Genomic DNA, 15,516 nt, shown 5'->3' on the forward strand with positions numbered 1-15,516 from the left:
GCATGAGCCAACAGCAAGTACTGAGAGTGGAAAACCTCTCCATCGAACTGCCCGCCGACGCTGACCGCAGCCACGCCGTAAAGGGCATCAGCTTCGATGTGCGCAAGGGCGAAATCCTCTGTGTGATCGGTGAGTCCGGCTCCGGCAAATCGGTGCTTTCGGCGGCGATCATGGGCGACTACGCCAAAGGCCTGCGCCATAGCGAAGGCGTGATCGACTTCCTTGGCGACGACATCTGCCGCATGGACGAACATTCGTTGCGCCGGCTACGTGGCAACCGCATCGCGATGATTTTCCAGGAACCGATGGCGGCGCTGAACCCGGCGATTCGCATTGGTCAGCAGGTCGAGGAAATCTTTGACATCCACGCCCCACAGATGCCCGCCGCCGAGCGTCGCGAACGCATGCTCGCTTTGCTCGACTCGACCCATCTGCCGGACCCGCCACGGATCGCCAACAGCTTTCCCCATCAACTGTCCGGTGGCCAATGCCAGCGCGTGGTGATTGCCATGGCCCTGGCCATGAACCCCGACCTGTTGATCGCCGACGAACCGACCACGGCCCTCGACGTCACTACCCAGGCGCAAGTGCTGAAACTGGTGCGCGAACTGCGCGGGCGTGGCCAGCACGGCATTCTGTTCATTACCCATGACTTTGGCGTGGTGGCGGAAATTGCCGACCGCATCGCCGTCATGGAGGGCGGTGTGCTGGTGGAGATCGGTGAGCGTGATCAAGTGCTCAATGCGCCGAACCACCCGTACACCCGCAAGTTAATCGCTGCCGTACCGGCGCTGCATCCCGAATTGCACGCTCCGTGCGCCGACGGTGAACTGGCGCTGCGCATCGAACACCTGACCAAGACCTACAACGTCGGCGGCCGCTCGGTGGCGGCGCTCAAGGATGTGTCGCTGCAACTGCCACGGGGTAAAACCCTGGCCATCGTCGGCGAGTCCGGCTCCGGCAAGAGCACCTTGGTGAAAGCCGCGATTCGGCTGGTGGACAGTGACAGCGGTCACGTCTGGGTCGGTGACACGGACTTTCTGGCCTTGCGCGGCTCGGCCCTGGCGGCCAATCGACGGCGGATCCAGATGATTTTCCAGGACCCTTACGGCTCGCTCAATCCGCGCCATCGGGTCGGCGACATCATCGCCCGCGCCGCGCAGTTACGAGGGTTGTCGGCCAAGGATGCGTGGACCGAGGCCGGCGACTTGCTGGAGCAGGTCGGACTCAAACGTGACGCCCTCAAACGCAAGCCCCGGCAGTTTTCCGGTGGCCAGCGCCAGCGCATCGGCATTGCCCGGGCACTGGCGATGCGCCCTGAAGTGCTGATCGCCGATGAAAGTGTCTCGGCCCTGGATGTTTCCGTGCAGAAGCAGGTGCTGGAGTTGCTGGCTGAACTGCAACAGCGACTGAACCTGAGCATTTTGTTCATCACCCACGACTTGCGGGTGGCCGCCCAGATCAGTGACTACATCGCGGTGATGCGCCAGGGCGAAGTCGTCGAGTACGGCACCGCCGAACAGGTGCTATTGCGTCCGCAAAACAGCTACACCCAGACGCTGCTCGCGGCGGCACCCGGTGCTTCGGCGATACCGGCCACACCCGTCGTCGCCCCTGCATTAAGGCTGATCCGACCTCAGGCCCACTGACCAAAAAACCCTTTCCCCCACGCTGCAGCGTTCGCTGCGGCCGGGGTTGCTGTTGCCAATAATAATCAGAAATCCGGAGTAAGACTGTGCGCACAACCACCCCTCGCGCTATCCGTTCCATCGCATTGATACCCATGCTCGGCGCCCTCGCGGCACCGGCCATGGCCGTTCAAGTCACCGACAACCTCGACCTCGGCGGCGCCGTCCGGGCCCGTTGGGACTACGACCCGGACCGCGACATCCAGAAGTTTGGCCTGGACACGGTGTTCCTCAGCGCCAAATACAACTCCGACACCTGGATCGGTGAGGCCCAGTACCGTTTCTACGGACGTTCTTATCCGTACCAGTACACCAAGAACTACGGCGACATCCAGTTCGCCAAGTACGCCTGGGCCGGCTACAAGTTCAACCCCGACCAACAGGTGCAGGTGGGTCTGAACACCGTGCCGTTTGGTTTGCAGCCGTACTTCGGCAGCACCTTCTACGAAACCCTGGGCAACGTCATCGGCCTGGAAGATGTGCAACAGATCGGCGCCAAGTACATCCAACAAAGCGGCGACTGGAACGTCCAGGCCGGTTACTACCTGCGACCGGCGTGGCAAGGCAAAGGCACCAGCAAAGGCGTGACGTATTCCAGCGTGGTGTCCGGGGCCGACAGCTACGTGGCCGACGGCAGCGACAACCAGGAACGCAACACCATCGTACTGCGAGTGGCCAAGGCCCTGGACCTGGGGCCGTGGAAATCCGAAGTCGGGATCTCCGGCCTGACCTCGACCCTGGAGAACAAGGACACCGACAACGACGGCCGACGCAACGCGGTGGCCGTGCACTATCTGGGCAAGAACGGTCCGTGGGGCGTGCAACTGCAAGCGGCGCGACAGCAGATGTCGCCGCGCAACGCCGGCACCGACGAACTGGTGACCCTCGGCGGTTACGACGGTACCTATAACGTTGCCAGTCGCGGCAATCTGTACGTGGCGGACCTGAGCTACGACCTCGCCGGCAAGTACCTGTTCGACCAGATCAGCGGCGTGAAGCTGTACGCCAACTACAGCGCCTTCGACAAATCCGCCAGCGAGTTCAAGACCTCGGAACGGATGATCCTGGGCACCTCATTCTCATTGAACAAATTGTGGATCGCCACGGAATGGCTGTATGGCAAGAACGATCCGTACATCGGCGGTAGCAGTTATACCCAGAGTTTGGGGGCAGGCGGGACGGATCACTGGGAGAATCAGTTGTACATGAACATAGGGTATTACTTCTGATCCTGGTTTCTTAGCGCTCTTCAGGACGCTTTCGCGAGCAAGCTCGCTCCCACATTGGAATGCGGTCCACTGTGGGAGCGAGCTTGCTCGCGATGGCGTCAGTCCAAACACCACTTGCATCAGCCCATCCACACATAGTCAGATAGGCCACCACCCAAAGAAAAACAAAAACCTGCCCCACTTCGGCGTCAGGTGCGGAGCCCCCACTTCCATGCGTCAACTGCCCTCGCTCAACATGCTGCGCGTCTTCGACGAGGTCGCGCGGCATCGTAGTTTCAGCCAGGCGGCCCTCGGTCTGAACGTCACCCAAGGCGCGGTCAGCCGTCAGATCAAGCAGCTCGAAGACTACCTCGGTGTAGCGCTGTTCGTGCGCACGCCCCAGGGCCTGACGCTGACCGAAACCGGCACCGCCCTCTCCCCGCATCTGGCGGAAGCCTTCGACCATATCGAACGCGCCCTGCAAGCGGTACGCGTGCCCAACCTGCGCCAGCGCCTGCGGATTCTTGCACCGCCGACCTGGGCGACTCGCTGGTTGTCGGCGCATTTGCGCGTGTTCTGCCAACGCTACCCGGACATCAGCCTGAGCGTGACCAACCAGAGCAGCCACGAAAGCCTCGCGGAAATTGATTGCCACATCCGCTTCGGCCTCGAACCCGCCAGCCATTGCAGCAGTCGGTTGCTGGTGATGGAACGCCACATCGCGGTGGCCAGTCCGGAGCTGTTCAGCGACGGGCAACCCCCGGATTTTCGGCAGTTCCCGCTGCTGCACATCCTGCACGACGGCAAGCGGTTGAAGGTCTGGGAGAACTGGTTGGCGGCCATGGGCCGGGAGGATGTCGATGCCGGGCAAGGGCTGGAATTCAGCACGTTGGATCAGGTGATCCACACCGCGTTGGCCGGTGGTGGGCTGGCGGTGATCGACCGACAGATGATTGAGAAGGAACTGGCAAATGGCAGCCTGCTGCCGATCACCCCGGTGGAAGTGGTCGGGCCGTATGGCTATTGGCTGGATGTGGCGAACGACAAACAAGGGTTGTCGAAGGTGCGGCTATTTACCGAATGGTTGGGGTTGGTCAGCAATCCCTAAGCCACTGACGTTCTAATGTGGGAGCGGGCTTGCTCGCGAAGGCGTCATGTCAGTAAACATCTATGCTGAATGACACACCGCCTTCGCGAGCAAGCCCGCTCCCACATTTGGATTTGTGGCGTATTTTAGATCGATGTCGCGACTTTCACGGCCACCGGAGCACTGCCTTCAACCGGGCTCTGCGCCTTGCACGCCTGGCTCAGCGTCAGGGATTTGGTTTCCGGTGCCCAGGCCCAGGACAGCATCGCCCCCAACGCCAGAATCGCCGCCAGGATGCCCATGGTCGGGCTCAGGCCAATCCCCGCCACACTCACCGGCAACAGGAAGGTGCTGACCGCCGAGCCCAGACGGCTCACCGCCGTAGCCAGGCCAATCCCGCTGGCCCGCACTTCCGTTGGAAAGCTCTCGGCCGGAAATACCCCCACCAGATTGCTCACCGCCGACAACACCAGCGTAAACAGCCCGAACACCAGCACCATCAGGAACGCCGCATTGCTCGGCAACACGGCCAGCATGAACAACGCGACCGCGAGGATGATGAACGAGTTGATCAGGAACCCACGCCGAGAGAATTTGATCGTGCACCAGATGCCGATCAGCGCGCCGAGGATCAGCAGCATGTTCAGCATCAGTTCGGTGCCGAAGCCTTCGGACAGGCCCATCTTCTGCAGGATCGACGGCAGGAAGGTGTAGATGGCGAAGTACGGCATCACGATGCAGACGAAGAACAGGCAATTGAACGCGGTGCGTTTGCGGTATTCACGACTGAACAGCACCGCGTAGCCGGAGCGGGTTTCAGTGGATTGTGTTTCGTCGAGCTCGACATTGTCGCCCAGATGCTTCTTGACGATCGCTCGCGCCTCGGCAATCCGACCCTGATTCACCAGCCAACGCGGCGACTCAGGCGTGCCGATACGCGCAATCAGAATCAACGCCGCCGGGATCGCCGACGAGGCCAGCATCCAGCGCCAGGCATCATCACCGAGACTGAGCATGGCGGTGCCGACGAAGGTCGCGGCCACGTAGCCGAAGGTCCAGATCACGCTGAACGAACCGAGCAATACGCCACGGTGCTTCTTCGGCGCAAACTCGGCCAGCATGGCATGGCCGACGCTGAAGTCACCACCCAGCCCAATACCAATCAGCACCCGACAGAGAAACAGGCCCATGGCCGTCTCGGCGTAGAACTGCATCACGGAGGCAATGGTGATCAACACGAAGCTGACCAGAAATATTTTCTGCCGGCCGACTTTGTCGGAAATCCAGCCAAAAAACAGACTGCCGAGAAACAAACCGATCAGCGCCGAAGCACCTATCAGGCCCTGCCAGAATGCATCGAGGTGCATCTGCGGGCTTAGCAGGGTGAACGCGATACCGATCAGGCCGAGGATGTAGCCGTCGGTGAAATGTGCGCCGAACGTCAGGCCGGCGATTTTGATGTGAAAGCGCCCGATGGGCAGGTCATCGATCTTTATCGATTGAGCGGACATATTCGTCTCCAGTTGTTGTTATTGACGGAGAAATGAAACCGATAGCTCTTGAACTTGTGGGAGCGAGCTTGCTCGCGATAGCGGTGTGTCAGTCAACATCCATGTTGAAAGTGATGGCCTCATCGTCGGAACGCCGCCCGGAGCAAGCTCGCTCCCACATTGGTTGTGTGGTGGGCGTTACAGGCCGCCCATTAACAGGTATTTGATTTCCAGGTAGTCATCCAGACCGTACTTCGATCCTTCGCGACCGAGCCCCGATTCCTTGATGCCACCGAATGGCGCCACTTCCGTGGAAATGATCCCTTCATTGATCCCGACCATGCCGGCTTCGAGGCCTTCGGCCATGCGCCAGACCCGGCCGATGTCACGGCTATAGAAGTAGGCCGACAAACCGTACGGCGTGTCGTTGGCTTTTTGCAGCACCTCGGCTTCGTCCTTGAAGCGGAAGCACGCAGCGACCGGACCAAAGGTTTCATCCTGGGCAATCAGCATCTCGCTGTTGGCTTCGGCGAGGATGGTCGGCTCGTAGAACGTGCCGCCCAATGCATGACGACGACCGCCGCACAGCACCTTGGCGCCCTTCTCCAATGCATCGCTCACGTGCAGCTCGACCTTGGCCAGCGCCGCCGAGTTGATCAGCGGGCCTTGTTCGGTTTCACCCTCAAGCGCGCTACCAACCCGCATCGCCGCAACGGCTTCAGCGAGTTTGCCGGTGAAGGCTTCGTAGACGCCGTCCTGAATGAAGAAGCGGTTCACGCAGACACAGGTTTGCCCGGTGTTGCGGAATTTAGAGGCCATCGCGCCTTTCACGGCGGCGTCGAGATCGGCGTCGTCGAAGACAATGAACGGTGCGTTGCCGCCCAGTTCCAGCGAGACTTTTTTCAGGGTGTCGGCGGCTTGGCGCATCAGCAACTTGCCAGTGCGGGTGGAGCCGGTAAACGACAATTTACGCACGATGCCAGATGCTTGCAGCGCACCACCGATGGCCACGGCGTCGCCGGACACGATGTTGAACACGCCCGCCGGAATGCCTGCCTGCTCCGCCAGCACAGCCAGGGCGAAGGCTGATAAAGGTGTCTCTTCCGACGGCTTGAGAATCATCGTGCAACCGGCGGCCAGCGCCGGGCCGACCTTGCGGGTGACCATGGCCAGCGGGAAGTTCCACGGGGTGATCGCAGCGACTACACCGATGGCTTCCTTGACCACGATGATCCGCGCATCAGCCTTGTGGCTTGGAATCACGTCGCCGTAAGCGCGTTTGGCTTCTTCAGCGAACCACTCCAGAAAGCTCGCGGCATACACCACTTCGCCCATGGCTTCGGCCAGCGGTTTGCCCTGCTCGCGACTGAGCAAGGTCGCCAGATCCTTCTGGTTGCTCAACATCAATTCGCTCCAGCGCTTGAGCTTCTGGCTGCGTTCCTTGGCGGTCAACTTGCGCCAGGCTGGCAAAGCGCGGTTGGCGGCGTCGATGGCCTGGTTGGTTTCTTCGGCGCTGGCCTTTTGTACGTCGGTAATCAACTCGCCGTTCGCCGGGTTGAACACCGGGTAGGTCGAACCACCGCTGGACCATTGGCCGTCGATGAAATTGCCGTTACGGATCAACGCGCTCATGCCACGGCCTCGGTCAGGTTGAAGCGTTCCAGACCCGGACGGGCCGAACGCAGGATACGTTTGCCGGCGGTGTAATCGTTGATCACGTCGCACGGGGTGTAATTGCGTTCCAGCTCATGCAGCTCTTCGGCATCGAGTTTGGTTTCCAGCGCGGCCAGGGCGCTGTCGAACTGTTCTGTGGTGTCAGCGCCCACTAGCATGCAATCCACGCCAGGATGATTGGCGACCCAGGCCTGAGCGATCTGCGCATTGGACACGCCGCGCGCTCGGGCCACGCGCTGTACCGAATGGGCGATTTCGAACGAAGCCTCGTCGCTGTACATCTGCTGAGTGAAGAAGTCGGTCTGGTTGCGAGTCGATTGCACATCGCCGGTCAACAAACCACGGGCCAGCGGACTGAACACCGACACCCCAAGGCCTTGATCGCGGCAGAACGGGATCATCTCGCGCTCTTCTTCGCGGTAGGCGCAGTTCAGTTGCAGTTGCATGTTGATCGGCTTGACCCAGCCGTTGCGCTCGCAGGCCATGAGGATCTTCGCCAGTTGCCCGGTGAGCATGGTCGAGACACCAATGTAACGGGCCTTGCCGGAACGCACGATGTCGTTCATGGCGCTCATGGTTTCTTCGACCGGGGTATTCACATCGAAGTAATGCAGCATGAACACATCGACGTAATCCATGTTCAGACGCTTCAGCGACGCATCGATGCTGTCCATGATGTGCTTGCGCGAATGACCGCTGGCGTTGATCCCGGTGCGAGTCCCGTAACCGACCTTGGTGGTGATCACCAGGTCTTCACGACGGGCCAGGCGCTTGACGATGCGCCCCACCACTTCCTCGCCGACACCGGCGGAATAAAAATCCGCGAGGTCGATGAAATTCACGCCGTTGTTCAATGCGTGCGCGACGATCGGCTCGCTTTTCTTCTCGTCGAAGATCCACGGTTTCCAGTCCGGGGTGCCCATGTTCATGGTGCCCAGGCACAGGCGGGAAACTTCAAGGCCGGAGTTGCCCAAACGAATGTATTGCATGGCGCGGACCTCAGGCTTTTGGCGTGTAGAAAGGATTGCTGATGTGATTGACCACATCCGCCAGTTGCGCCGTTTCCGGCTTGCCGGTCAGCGCTGCACGAATCGCCGTGCGGCAGGCGTTGTAGTTGTTCAGGTAGACCGCATCCAGGTCGTCGCAGGCCGGGTTGACCCAGTTCGCGGTCACGATGGCCCACTCGTCTTCAGCTTCCGGCGGCAAGGTACCGTCCAGCAGCGCTTCAAGCACAGCCTTGGCGATCCCGGCCTGCGACGCGCCCCACGTGGCGTTGCCGTGCAGATCACTGCTGATGGCGGCTTTGTTCACGTAAAGGGTCATTGGCTTGACCGGAATGTTCGGCTGGGCGATCACCATGAACGGGCAATGCCCTTGGCTTGGCGACGCCAGGCTATTGGCAAACGCCTGCCCTGCCGGGCCGTTGCGCGGACCGATCAGAATGTTGATGTGCGCGGCATTCACGCCCGGGCCTTCGAAGCCTTCACCGATGTACAGGTCGAGTTCTTTCATGAGTCGTTACTCTTCAGGGATTTTGGGTGATCAGAAACGCACGCGGACCGTAGCGGTTGCGTGGCAATGGTCGGGGATTGAAGAGCGCAGGACGTGGCAGTGAGGATGAGTCATGGGTGCAAACGCTCTTTTATGTTGTTGATGAGCTGTGTTTGCGATTTTTTAACACCGGGGGTTTGCGGGGCTGTAACCATTAAAAGTCATGAGGGCATGACTTCAAGTCATACCCCTGTGCAACCTGTGGGAGCGAGCTTGCTCCGGGCGGCGTTCCGACGATAGCAATGGGTCAGTCAACATTGATGCCGACTGCCATGGCCTCATCGCGAGCAAGCTCGCTCCCACAAGGATTGGGTTGTTTATGCTCAATACGACGGGGCGTCTTTTTTCATGGTGTCCTTGGACATCGCGTCCTTCTTCATTCCGTCCTTGCTCATGGAGTCCTTGGACATCGCGTCTTTCTTCATCGCGTCCTTGCTCATGGAATCCTTGGACATGGCGTCCTTTTTCATCGTGTCCTTGCTCATGGAATCCTTGGACATTGAATCCTTGCTCATGCTGTCGTTGCTCATGCTGTTATTGATTGTTGCATCGGCGGCAAACACGCTGGCGACGCCAAAAGCCAGGCACATGGACAGTACGGTGGTCGCTAACTTTTTCATGATTAAACTCCTTGAAGCACAGGTTGCGAATGAGCGCAGCGGACGCTGCGCAGTGAAGTGGCCAGGCGCCATCAGCTGCCACCGAACCAGTTGTAGCCCTGGTCTTCCCAGTAGCCACCCGGATAGGTGTTGGTGACGAAAATCGCCTGAATATGTTTGGGATTCTTGTAGCCCAGCTTGGTGGGCATGCGCAGCTTCATCGGGAAGCCGTACTGGCGAGGCAGCACCGCGCCGTCATAGGTCAGCGTCAACAAGGTTTGCGAATGCAGTGCGGTGGCCATGTCGATGCTGGTGTAGTAGTCGTCCGCGCATTTGAAGCCGACAAATTTGGCATCCGTGTCGGCACCGACACGCTTCAGGAAGTCGCTGAACCGCACGCCGCCCCAGCGGCCAATGGCGCTCCAGCCTTCGACGCAAATGTGTCGGGTAATCTGTTCGGTCTGCGCCATGGCCCGCAGCTCTTCGAGCCGCCAGCTGCGCTTGTCGGCGACCATGCCGGTCACTTCCAGTCGATAGCTCTCTTCCTCCACCGTCGGCGCCTCGTCGATGCCGTAGAAGGCATTGAACGGAAACGGCCGGGTGATCATTGACTCGGGATAGGTCGGTGCCAGGTTATTGGGATTGAACAGCCAGCCCTGCACCCTGTCGTTGAAGCGGGACATCGAGAACAACGCGGTTTCGACGCTTTCGTTGTCGGTGAGGTTGCAGCCGGACAACATGGCCACGCCGCCGAGGGTCAGGCTGCGCATCAGGAACGAGCGTCGTGAGCGGTCCTCGATCTGTGGTGCGAGGATCTTTCTGGCATCTGTCAGGATGGACGATTCGTCCAGCCCTGAGCTTTGAATGCGCTTTTTCATACGACCTCCTTGCGACCGACAATCATGGCCCACAACGTTTTGGGAACCAGCGCGACCATCACCAGATGAACCGCGACAAAGGCCACCAACAGCGACATCGCGATGAAATGCACGTGCCGTGCGCCTTCGTAACCACCCAGCAGTTCACGCAACAGCGGAAACTGGACGGACTTCCACAACACCAGCCCGGAAATCACCAGCATCGTGATGTCGACCATCACGAACAGGTACGCCACCCGTTGCACCTGGTTGTAATGACTCAGGTCGGCATGCCCCAGTCGTCCTCTCAACGCCGCCCACAAGTCATGCAAGACACCTTTAGGCGAAACCGGGAAAAAGCGCCGTTTCAGACGACCACTGACAAGGTTGATGATCAGATAGACAAGACCGTTGACGGCCAGAAACCACATCGCCGCGAAATGCCATTGCAATGCGCCGCCGAGCCAGCCACCCAACGTGATTTCCTTGGGAAAACTGAAGTCATAAAGCGGAGACGCGTTATAGATTCGCCAACCGCTGGTGACCATGACCAACACCGCCAAGGCGTTCAGCCAATGGGTCAGCCGTAGCCAGCGGGGATGGCTGCTGACCGTGGGTGAAGCAGGTAACTGCGACATGATGGGCTCCCGGCGGTTGATCGTTGGAGCCGATTATGCGAGCCGACAGATCCCCAAATCCTCACGTAAAGTTAAATAAAACGTGATAACTCTCCCCAATAACCTGTGGGAGCGAGCTTGCTCCCACAGTTTTTTGCGTGGTCCGCCCTTGGCTCAATTGTGGTTAAAATGCCGCCCCTCCAAATTGCCGACGTTGCCCGATGAACTCAGACGCCCTCTCCACCCTCCACGACCATTTACTGACGGCCCTGGCAACTGCCCCCGCAGAAACCCGCCGGCTGTTCCACGGCCGTGGCCGGTGCTGGCCGGGGCTGGAGCAATTGACTGTCGACTGGTTGCAGGGCGTGGTGCTGGTGTCGCTGTTCAAGGAACCCGACGCGTCGCAGCTGGAAGCGTTGAAACACAAGCTGATGGACGTCACGCACTCGCCTGCGTGGACGCAATCCGGCGCGCACACGCTCCTGCTGCAACATCGCTACCTGCTGCAAAGCACCACCGAGTGGCTGGTGGGGGACGCGATCGACGAGATGACGATCACCGAGGGCGGCCTGCATTACCGGGTGGACCTGGGCCGCAAGCAGAACACCGGCCTGTTCCTCGACATGCGTTACGGCCGCGACTGGGTGCGGGCCAATGCCCAAGGCAAGCGCGTGCTGAACCTGTTCGCCTACACCTGCGGATTCTCGGTAGCGGCCATCGAAGGGGGAGCGACGCACGTGGTCAATCTGGACATGTCCAGCCCGGCCCTGAGCCGTGGTCGCGACAATCACCGGCTCAACGGCCACGACCTGAGCAAGGTGACGTTCCTCGGTCATGACCTGTTCAAATCCTGGGGCAAGGTGATCGGCAAGGGCCCTTATGACCTGGTGATCATCGACCCACCATCCTTTCAGAAAGGCAGCTTTCTGCTGACCAAGGACTACCAGCGCGTGCTGCGCCGACTGCCGGAATTGCTCAGCCCCCAGGGCACGGTGCTGGCGTGCATGAACGATCCGGCGTTCGGTGCGGACTTCCTCATCGACGGCGTCACCCGCGAAGCACCGAGCCTGCGTTTCGAGCAACGGCTGGACAACCCGCCGGAGTTTCCCGATGCCGATGTTGAATGCGGGTTGAAAGCGCTGGTGTTCAGGCTGGGTTAGCTGAAAATCAAAAGATCGCAGGCTTCGCCAGCTCCTACAGGGTGTACGCCATCCCAACGTAGGAGCTGGCGAAGCCTGCGATCTGTTGATCTTGATCTCAACGCGGCTGCAACACCAACGCAAACAACTCACCATGCCCATTCACATTGAGCTTGTGATAGAGATTGCGCCGGTGAACCTTCACCGTCTCCGGGGAAATGCCCATCTGCTGGGCGATGGCCTTGCTTGAGAAGCCCTGAAGAATCAGGCGCGCCGTTTCGATTTCCCGCACTGACAGACGCGCGTCGAAGCGATCCAGCAGGGTCGCCAGATCCCCGGCCACCGCCTCGGTTGCCGGTCCTTCCGGGGGCATCAATTGCAGGTGACGGCGCATCGCCGCCAGCACCCAATCGCGCACGCAAAGCAGGCGGCCCTGTTCCTCAAGCGTGAATCGCGTCGAGCGCCCCAACGACAAACCGAGCACGGCGCCATCGATGTTGACCATGAACTGCAACTCGTCGCCGCCCACCACGGTGCGGAAGTAGCTCAGGTAGTACTCGCTCTGCTGGAACTGGTCGGGGGCCACTGATTCGAGGCTGTGCAAACCGTCAGCAATGCCGGCACAGGCGGCCTGATAAAACGGATCGAGCAGGTACATGCCGGCGCTGTAGTCCGCCAGTTCTTCTTGCTCGGCAGCACCGCCCTTTGAGTCGAAGTCGATCAGCAGGCGCGGCACCCGCCCGGCCCGCATTACTGCGACCAACGCGTTATCCATCGGTACCAGCAGCCGCAGCGTGTCGACCAGCGCACGCCAGAACCCGTCCTGCCCCACGGCAGCAAATACCCGCGCCAGCCCCTGGTGCACCGGTAACTCTTTCAACAACGCGTCCACGCCCTACCCCTTTCGAGTAACCCATGATGGGAATGGGTGAGTCCACTCCCTGCCGATACGCTGCAAGCACCTGATCATCACCGGCCTGCAGCAGGCCAGGAGTGCCGCATCATGAGTCGTCACCGCTCGCATATCAATCTCGGACTGGGCGCCTGTTTGTCGGTCTCGCTATCGGCGGTTGCCGCCGACGGCCCGACGGTGCACGTCTACAACTGGTATGACTACATTGGTCCCACAACCCTGCAGGATTTCAAGCGTGACACCGGGATCGCGCCGGTCTACGACACCTTCGACAGCGCCGAAGTACTGGAAGGCAAATTGCTCACCAGCCGCAGCGGATACGATGTGGTGGTGGCCAGCAACTTCAGCCTGCCGACCCTGATCAAGGCCGGCGCCCTTGCGCCTCTGCCCCACGCTCAGATGCCTGACTTCAAAAACATGGATGCCGATCTGTTGGCGAAACTGGCCAACAACGACCCGGGCAACCAGTACGCCGTGCCATATCTGTGGGGCACTAACGGCATCGGCTACAACATCGACAAAGTCCGCGCCGCGCTGGGCGACAAGGCGCCGGTGGATTCCTGGGACCTGGTGTTCAAGGAAGAAAACCTGGCCAAACTCGGCCAGTGCGGCGTGGCCATGCTCGACTCGCCAGCCGAGATGTTGCCGGTCGCCCTGCACTACCTCGGCCTGCCACCCAACAGCACCAACCCCGAGGACTACAAAAAGGCTGAAGCACTGCTGCTCAAGCTGCGTCCGCATATCGCCTACTTCAACTCGTCCAAGTTCATCAGCGACCTGGCCAACGGCAACATCTGCGTGGCGGTGGGCTGGTCCGGCGCGATGCTGGAAGCCAAGACCAATGCCGAGCAGGCGAACAATGGCGTGAAGATCGCCTACAGCCTGCCAAAAGAAGGCGCGCCGGTGTGGTTCGACACCCTGGTGTTGCTCAAGGACGCGCCACATCCGGAGCAGGGTTTGGCCTTCATCGACTACCTGATGCGCCCCGACGTCATCGCCCCGGTCAGCGATCACCTCTCCTACCCCAACGGCAACCGCAGCGCGACGCCACTGGTGGCCGAAGCGACCCGCAACAACCCGGCCGTGTATCCGTCAGCTGAAGCCATGGCCACATTATTCACCCTCCAGCCTCTGCCGCCCGCCACCGAGCGCGTGCGCACGCGGATCTGGAGCAAAGTCAAAAACGGTCAGTAAGCCTGATGTGAAACACCTGTGGGAGCGAGCTTGCTCGCGATCAGGCCATCCCATTTAACACTGATGGCGACTGACCCAACGCTATCGCGAGCAAGCTCGCTCCCACAGGTTCCGCGCCCAACCTAGCCCACTTTTTCTGCCACGAGATGAGAGAAACAATGAAACCACGTGCCCGCGACCTGAACATCCAGTTCGGCCAACTGCAACCCGGCCCGCTCAACGCCATCACCGACGTGCCCGGCGTACGGGTCGGCCATAGCAATGTGCGAGGACGCACCGCCAACGGCCGCGACATCCTGACCGGCGTCACCGTGATCGAGCCGCGTGCCGGCTCTACCAGCCTGCAACCGTGCTTTGCCGGCGTCCACGTGCTCAACGGCAACGGCGACGCGACCGGCCTTGAATGGATTCGCGAAGCCGGACTGTTGACCAGTCCGATCGCCTTCACCAACACCCACAGCCTGGGTGTGGTGCGCGATGCGCTGGTGACACTGGATCGCCAGAACCAGCCCGATGACGGGCGACTCTACTGGAACATGCCGGTGGTGCTGGAGACCTTCGACGGTCTGCTCAACGACATCAACGGTTTCCATGTGAAGGTCGAACATGTGGCCGAAGCCTTGCGCACGGCGGTGGGTGGCCCAGTCATTGAAGGCGCCGTCGGCGGTGGCAGCGGCATGATCTGCCACGAATTCAAGGGCGGTATCGGCACCGCTTCGCGACGTCTGAGCAGTGCTGAGGGCGGCTGGACCGTCGGCGCCATCGTCCAGGCCAACCATGGCATCCGCAACGAACTACGTGTCGATGGTTATCCGGTCGGGCGCTACATGGAGCAGGCCGATTCTCCGTTCCTCAAAGCGTCGTTGCCGCATCCAGGCATGGGCTCGATCGTCGTCTGCCTGGCCACCGATGCGCCGTTGCTGCCGCACCAGTGCACGCGCCTCGCGCAGCGCGCCAGCCTCGGTCTTGCCCGTACCGGCGGCGGCAATGAAGACCACAGCGGAGACATCTTCATCGCCTTCGCCACCGGCAACCAGCACGTGCCGCCGGCCGCTTACGAGAGCAAGCGTGCGCCGACCACCGACAACCTGAGCATGGTCAACAACGACCACATCAGCGAGTTGTTCCTGGCCGCCACCGAAGCCGTAGAAGAAGCGATCATCAACGCCTTGCTGGCCTCCGACACCGCCGAAGGCAATGGCCATGCGGTGCCGGGACTGGATGCCGGAACGCTGCTCAACGCCTTGCGTCGGGCGGGCTGGCCGGGTGATTCGACTAGCGGTACTTGAGTGCCAACCCCCAACTTTCTACGATAATTCTACGCAGCCGCTTGTTTGCTCAAGCCGCTGCGTAAGTGGTGAGTGAACTGAACCCCCAACAAGCTCACCACTTGTTTCATGCGCATCTTGAGCCTCGAGGGCTCTTCTTCCTCCCCATCAAAGAGCTTTGAGGCTCTTTTTTATCTGTACGAATTCCAGACATCGGCATAGGGGACGGCC

General features: G+C 60.5%; 14 protein-coding genes. 6 read left to right on the forward strand and 8 right to left on the reverse strand.

Translation table 11 applies throughout. The annotated features are described in order from the left end of the window. The first annotated feature begins 2 nt into the window (after positions 1–2). From VD17_RS23240 to VD17_RS23250, 3 genes are all read left to right on the forward strand, one after another. A complete protein-coding gene (locus VD17_RS23240; protein WP_046055847.1) occupies positions 3–1,649 on the forward strand; it encodes a dipeptide ABC transporter ATP-binding protein in 1,647 nt (548 codons plus the stop codon). Between the two features lie 134 nt (positions 1,650–1,783). After that, positions 1,784–2,917, forward strand: a complete 1,134-nt coding sequence (locus tag VD17_RS23245) for a hypothetical protein (protein WP_046055848.1) — start codon at positions 1,784–1,786, stop codon at positions 2,915–2,917. Between the two features lie 211 nt (positions 2,918–3,128). After that, positions 3,129–4,004: a LysR substrate-binding domain-containing protein gene (locus VD17_RS23250; RefSeq protein ID WP_046055849.1), complete on the forward strand. Its 876-nt coding sequence runs from the start codon at positions 3,129–3,131 to the stop codon at positions 4,002–4,004. A gap of 125 nt (positions 4,005–4,129) precedes the next feature. On the opposite strand, the gene VD17_RS23255 is transcribed toward VD17_RS23250, so the two are convergent. From VD17_RS23255 to VD17_RS23285, 7 genes are all read right to left on the reverse strand, one after another. Continuing rightward, on the reverse strand, positions 4,130–5,494 hold the full coding sequence (locus tag VD17_RS23255; RefSeq protein ID WP_046055850.1) for an MFS transporter: 1,365 nt from the start codon (positions 5,492–5,494) through the stop codon (positions 4,130–4,132). A gap of 177 nt (positions 5,495–5,671) precedes the next feature. Beyond that, positions 5,672–7,105, reverse strand: coding sequence for an NAD-dependent succinate-semialdehyde dehydrogenase (locus VD17_RS23260; protein ID WP_046055851.1), 1,434 nt, complete (start codon positions 7,103–7,105; stop codon positions 5,672–5,674). Further along, a complete protein-coding gene (locus VD17_RS23265) occupies positions 7,102–8,136 on the reverse strand; it encodes an aldo/keto reductase (RefSeq protein ID WP_046055852.1) in 1,035 nt (344 codons plus the stop codon). The genes VD17_RS23260 and VD17_RS23265 overlap by 4 nt, the downstream gene beginning before the upstream one ends. Positions 8,137–8,146: 10 nt before the next feature. Next, positions 8,147–8,659, reverse strand: a complete 513-nt coding sequence (gene fae, locus VD17_RS23270; RefSeq protein ID WP_008043405.1) for a formaldehyde-activating enzyme — start codon at positions 8,657–8,659, stop codon at positions 8,147–8,149. Between the two features lie 362 nt (positions 8,660–9,021). Then, entirely contained in the window at positions 9,022–9,318 is a 297-nt protein-coding gene (locus VD17_RS23275; protein WP_046055853.1) for a pentapeptide MXKDX repeat protein, read from the reverse strand. 71 nt (positions 9,319–9,389) lie between these two features. Next, positions 9,390–10,175: a molybdopterin-dependent oxidoreductase gene (locus tag VD17_RS23280; RefSeq protein ID WP_046055854.1), complete on the reverse strand. Its 786-nt coding sequence runs from the start codon at positions 10,173–10,175 to the stop codon at positions 9,390–9,392. Then, complete coding sequence (locus tag VD17_RS23285; RefSeq protein WP_046055855.1) at positions 10,172–10,792, reverse strand: cytochrome b/b6 domain-containing protein; 621 nt, start codon at positions 10,790–10,792, stop codon at positions 10,172–10,174. The genes VD17_RS23280 and VD17_RS23285 overlap by 4 nt, the downstream gene beginning before the upstream one ends. Before the next feature lie 200 nt (positions 10,793–10,992). Between VD17_RS23285 and VD17_RS23290 the strand changes: the two genes are divergently transcribed. Continuing rightward, complete coding sequence (locus tag VD17_RS23290) at positions 10,993–11,931, forward strand: class I SAM-dependent methyltransferase (protein WP_046055856.1); 939 nt, start codon at positions 10,993–10,995, stop codon at positions 11,929–11,931. Between the two features lie 97 nt (positions 11,932–12,028). Here VD17_RS23290 and VD17_RS23295 read toward each other — a convergent pair whose 3' ends face one another. Further along, positions 12,029–12,802: a helix-turn-helix transcriptional regulator gene (locus VD17_RS23295; protein WP_046055857.1), complete on the reverse strand. Its 774-nt coding sequence runs from the start codon at positions 12,800–12,802 to the stop codon at positions 12,029–12,031. A 111-nt stretch (positions 12,803–12,913) separates the two neighbouring features. Between VD17_RS23295 and VD17_RS23300 the strand changes: the two genes are divergently transcribed. Both VD17_RS23300 and VD17_RS23305 read left to right on the forward strand, forming a co-directional pair. Then, positions 12,914–14,017, forward strand: coding sequence for an extracellular solute-binding protein (locus tag VD17_RS23300; RefSeq protein WP_046055858.1), 1,104 nt, complete (start codon positions 12,914–12,916; stop codon positions 14,015–14,017). 158 nt (positions 14,018–14,175) lie between these two features. Then, a complete protein-coding gene (locus VD17_RS23305) occupies positions 14,176–15,306 on the forward strand; it encodes a DmpA family aminopeptidase (RefSeq protein WP_046055859.1) in 1,131 nt (376 codons plus the stop codon). Positions 15,307–15,516 lie beyond the last annotated feature (210 nt).

It is taken from the genome of Pseudomonas fluorescens (assembly GCF_000968015.1).
In the GTDB taxonomy this organism is placed as follows: Bacteria; Pseudomonadota; Gammaproteobacteria; order Pseudomonadales; family Pseudomonadaceae; genus Aquipseudomonas; species Aquipseudomonas fluorescens_W.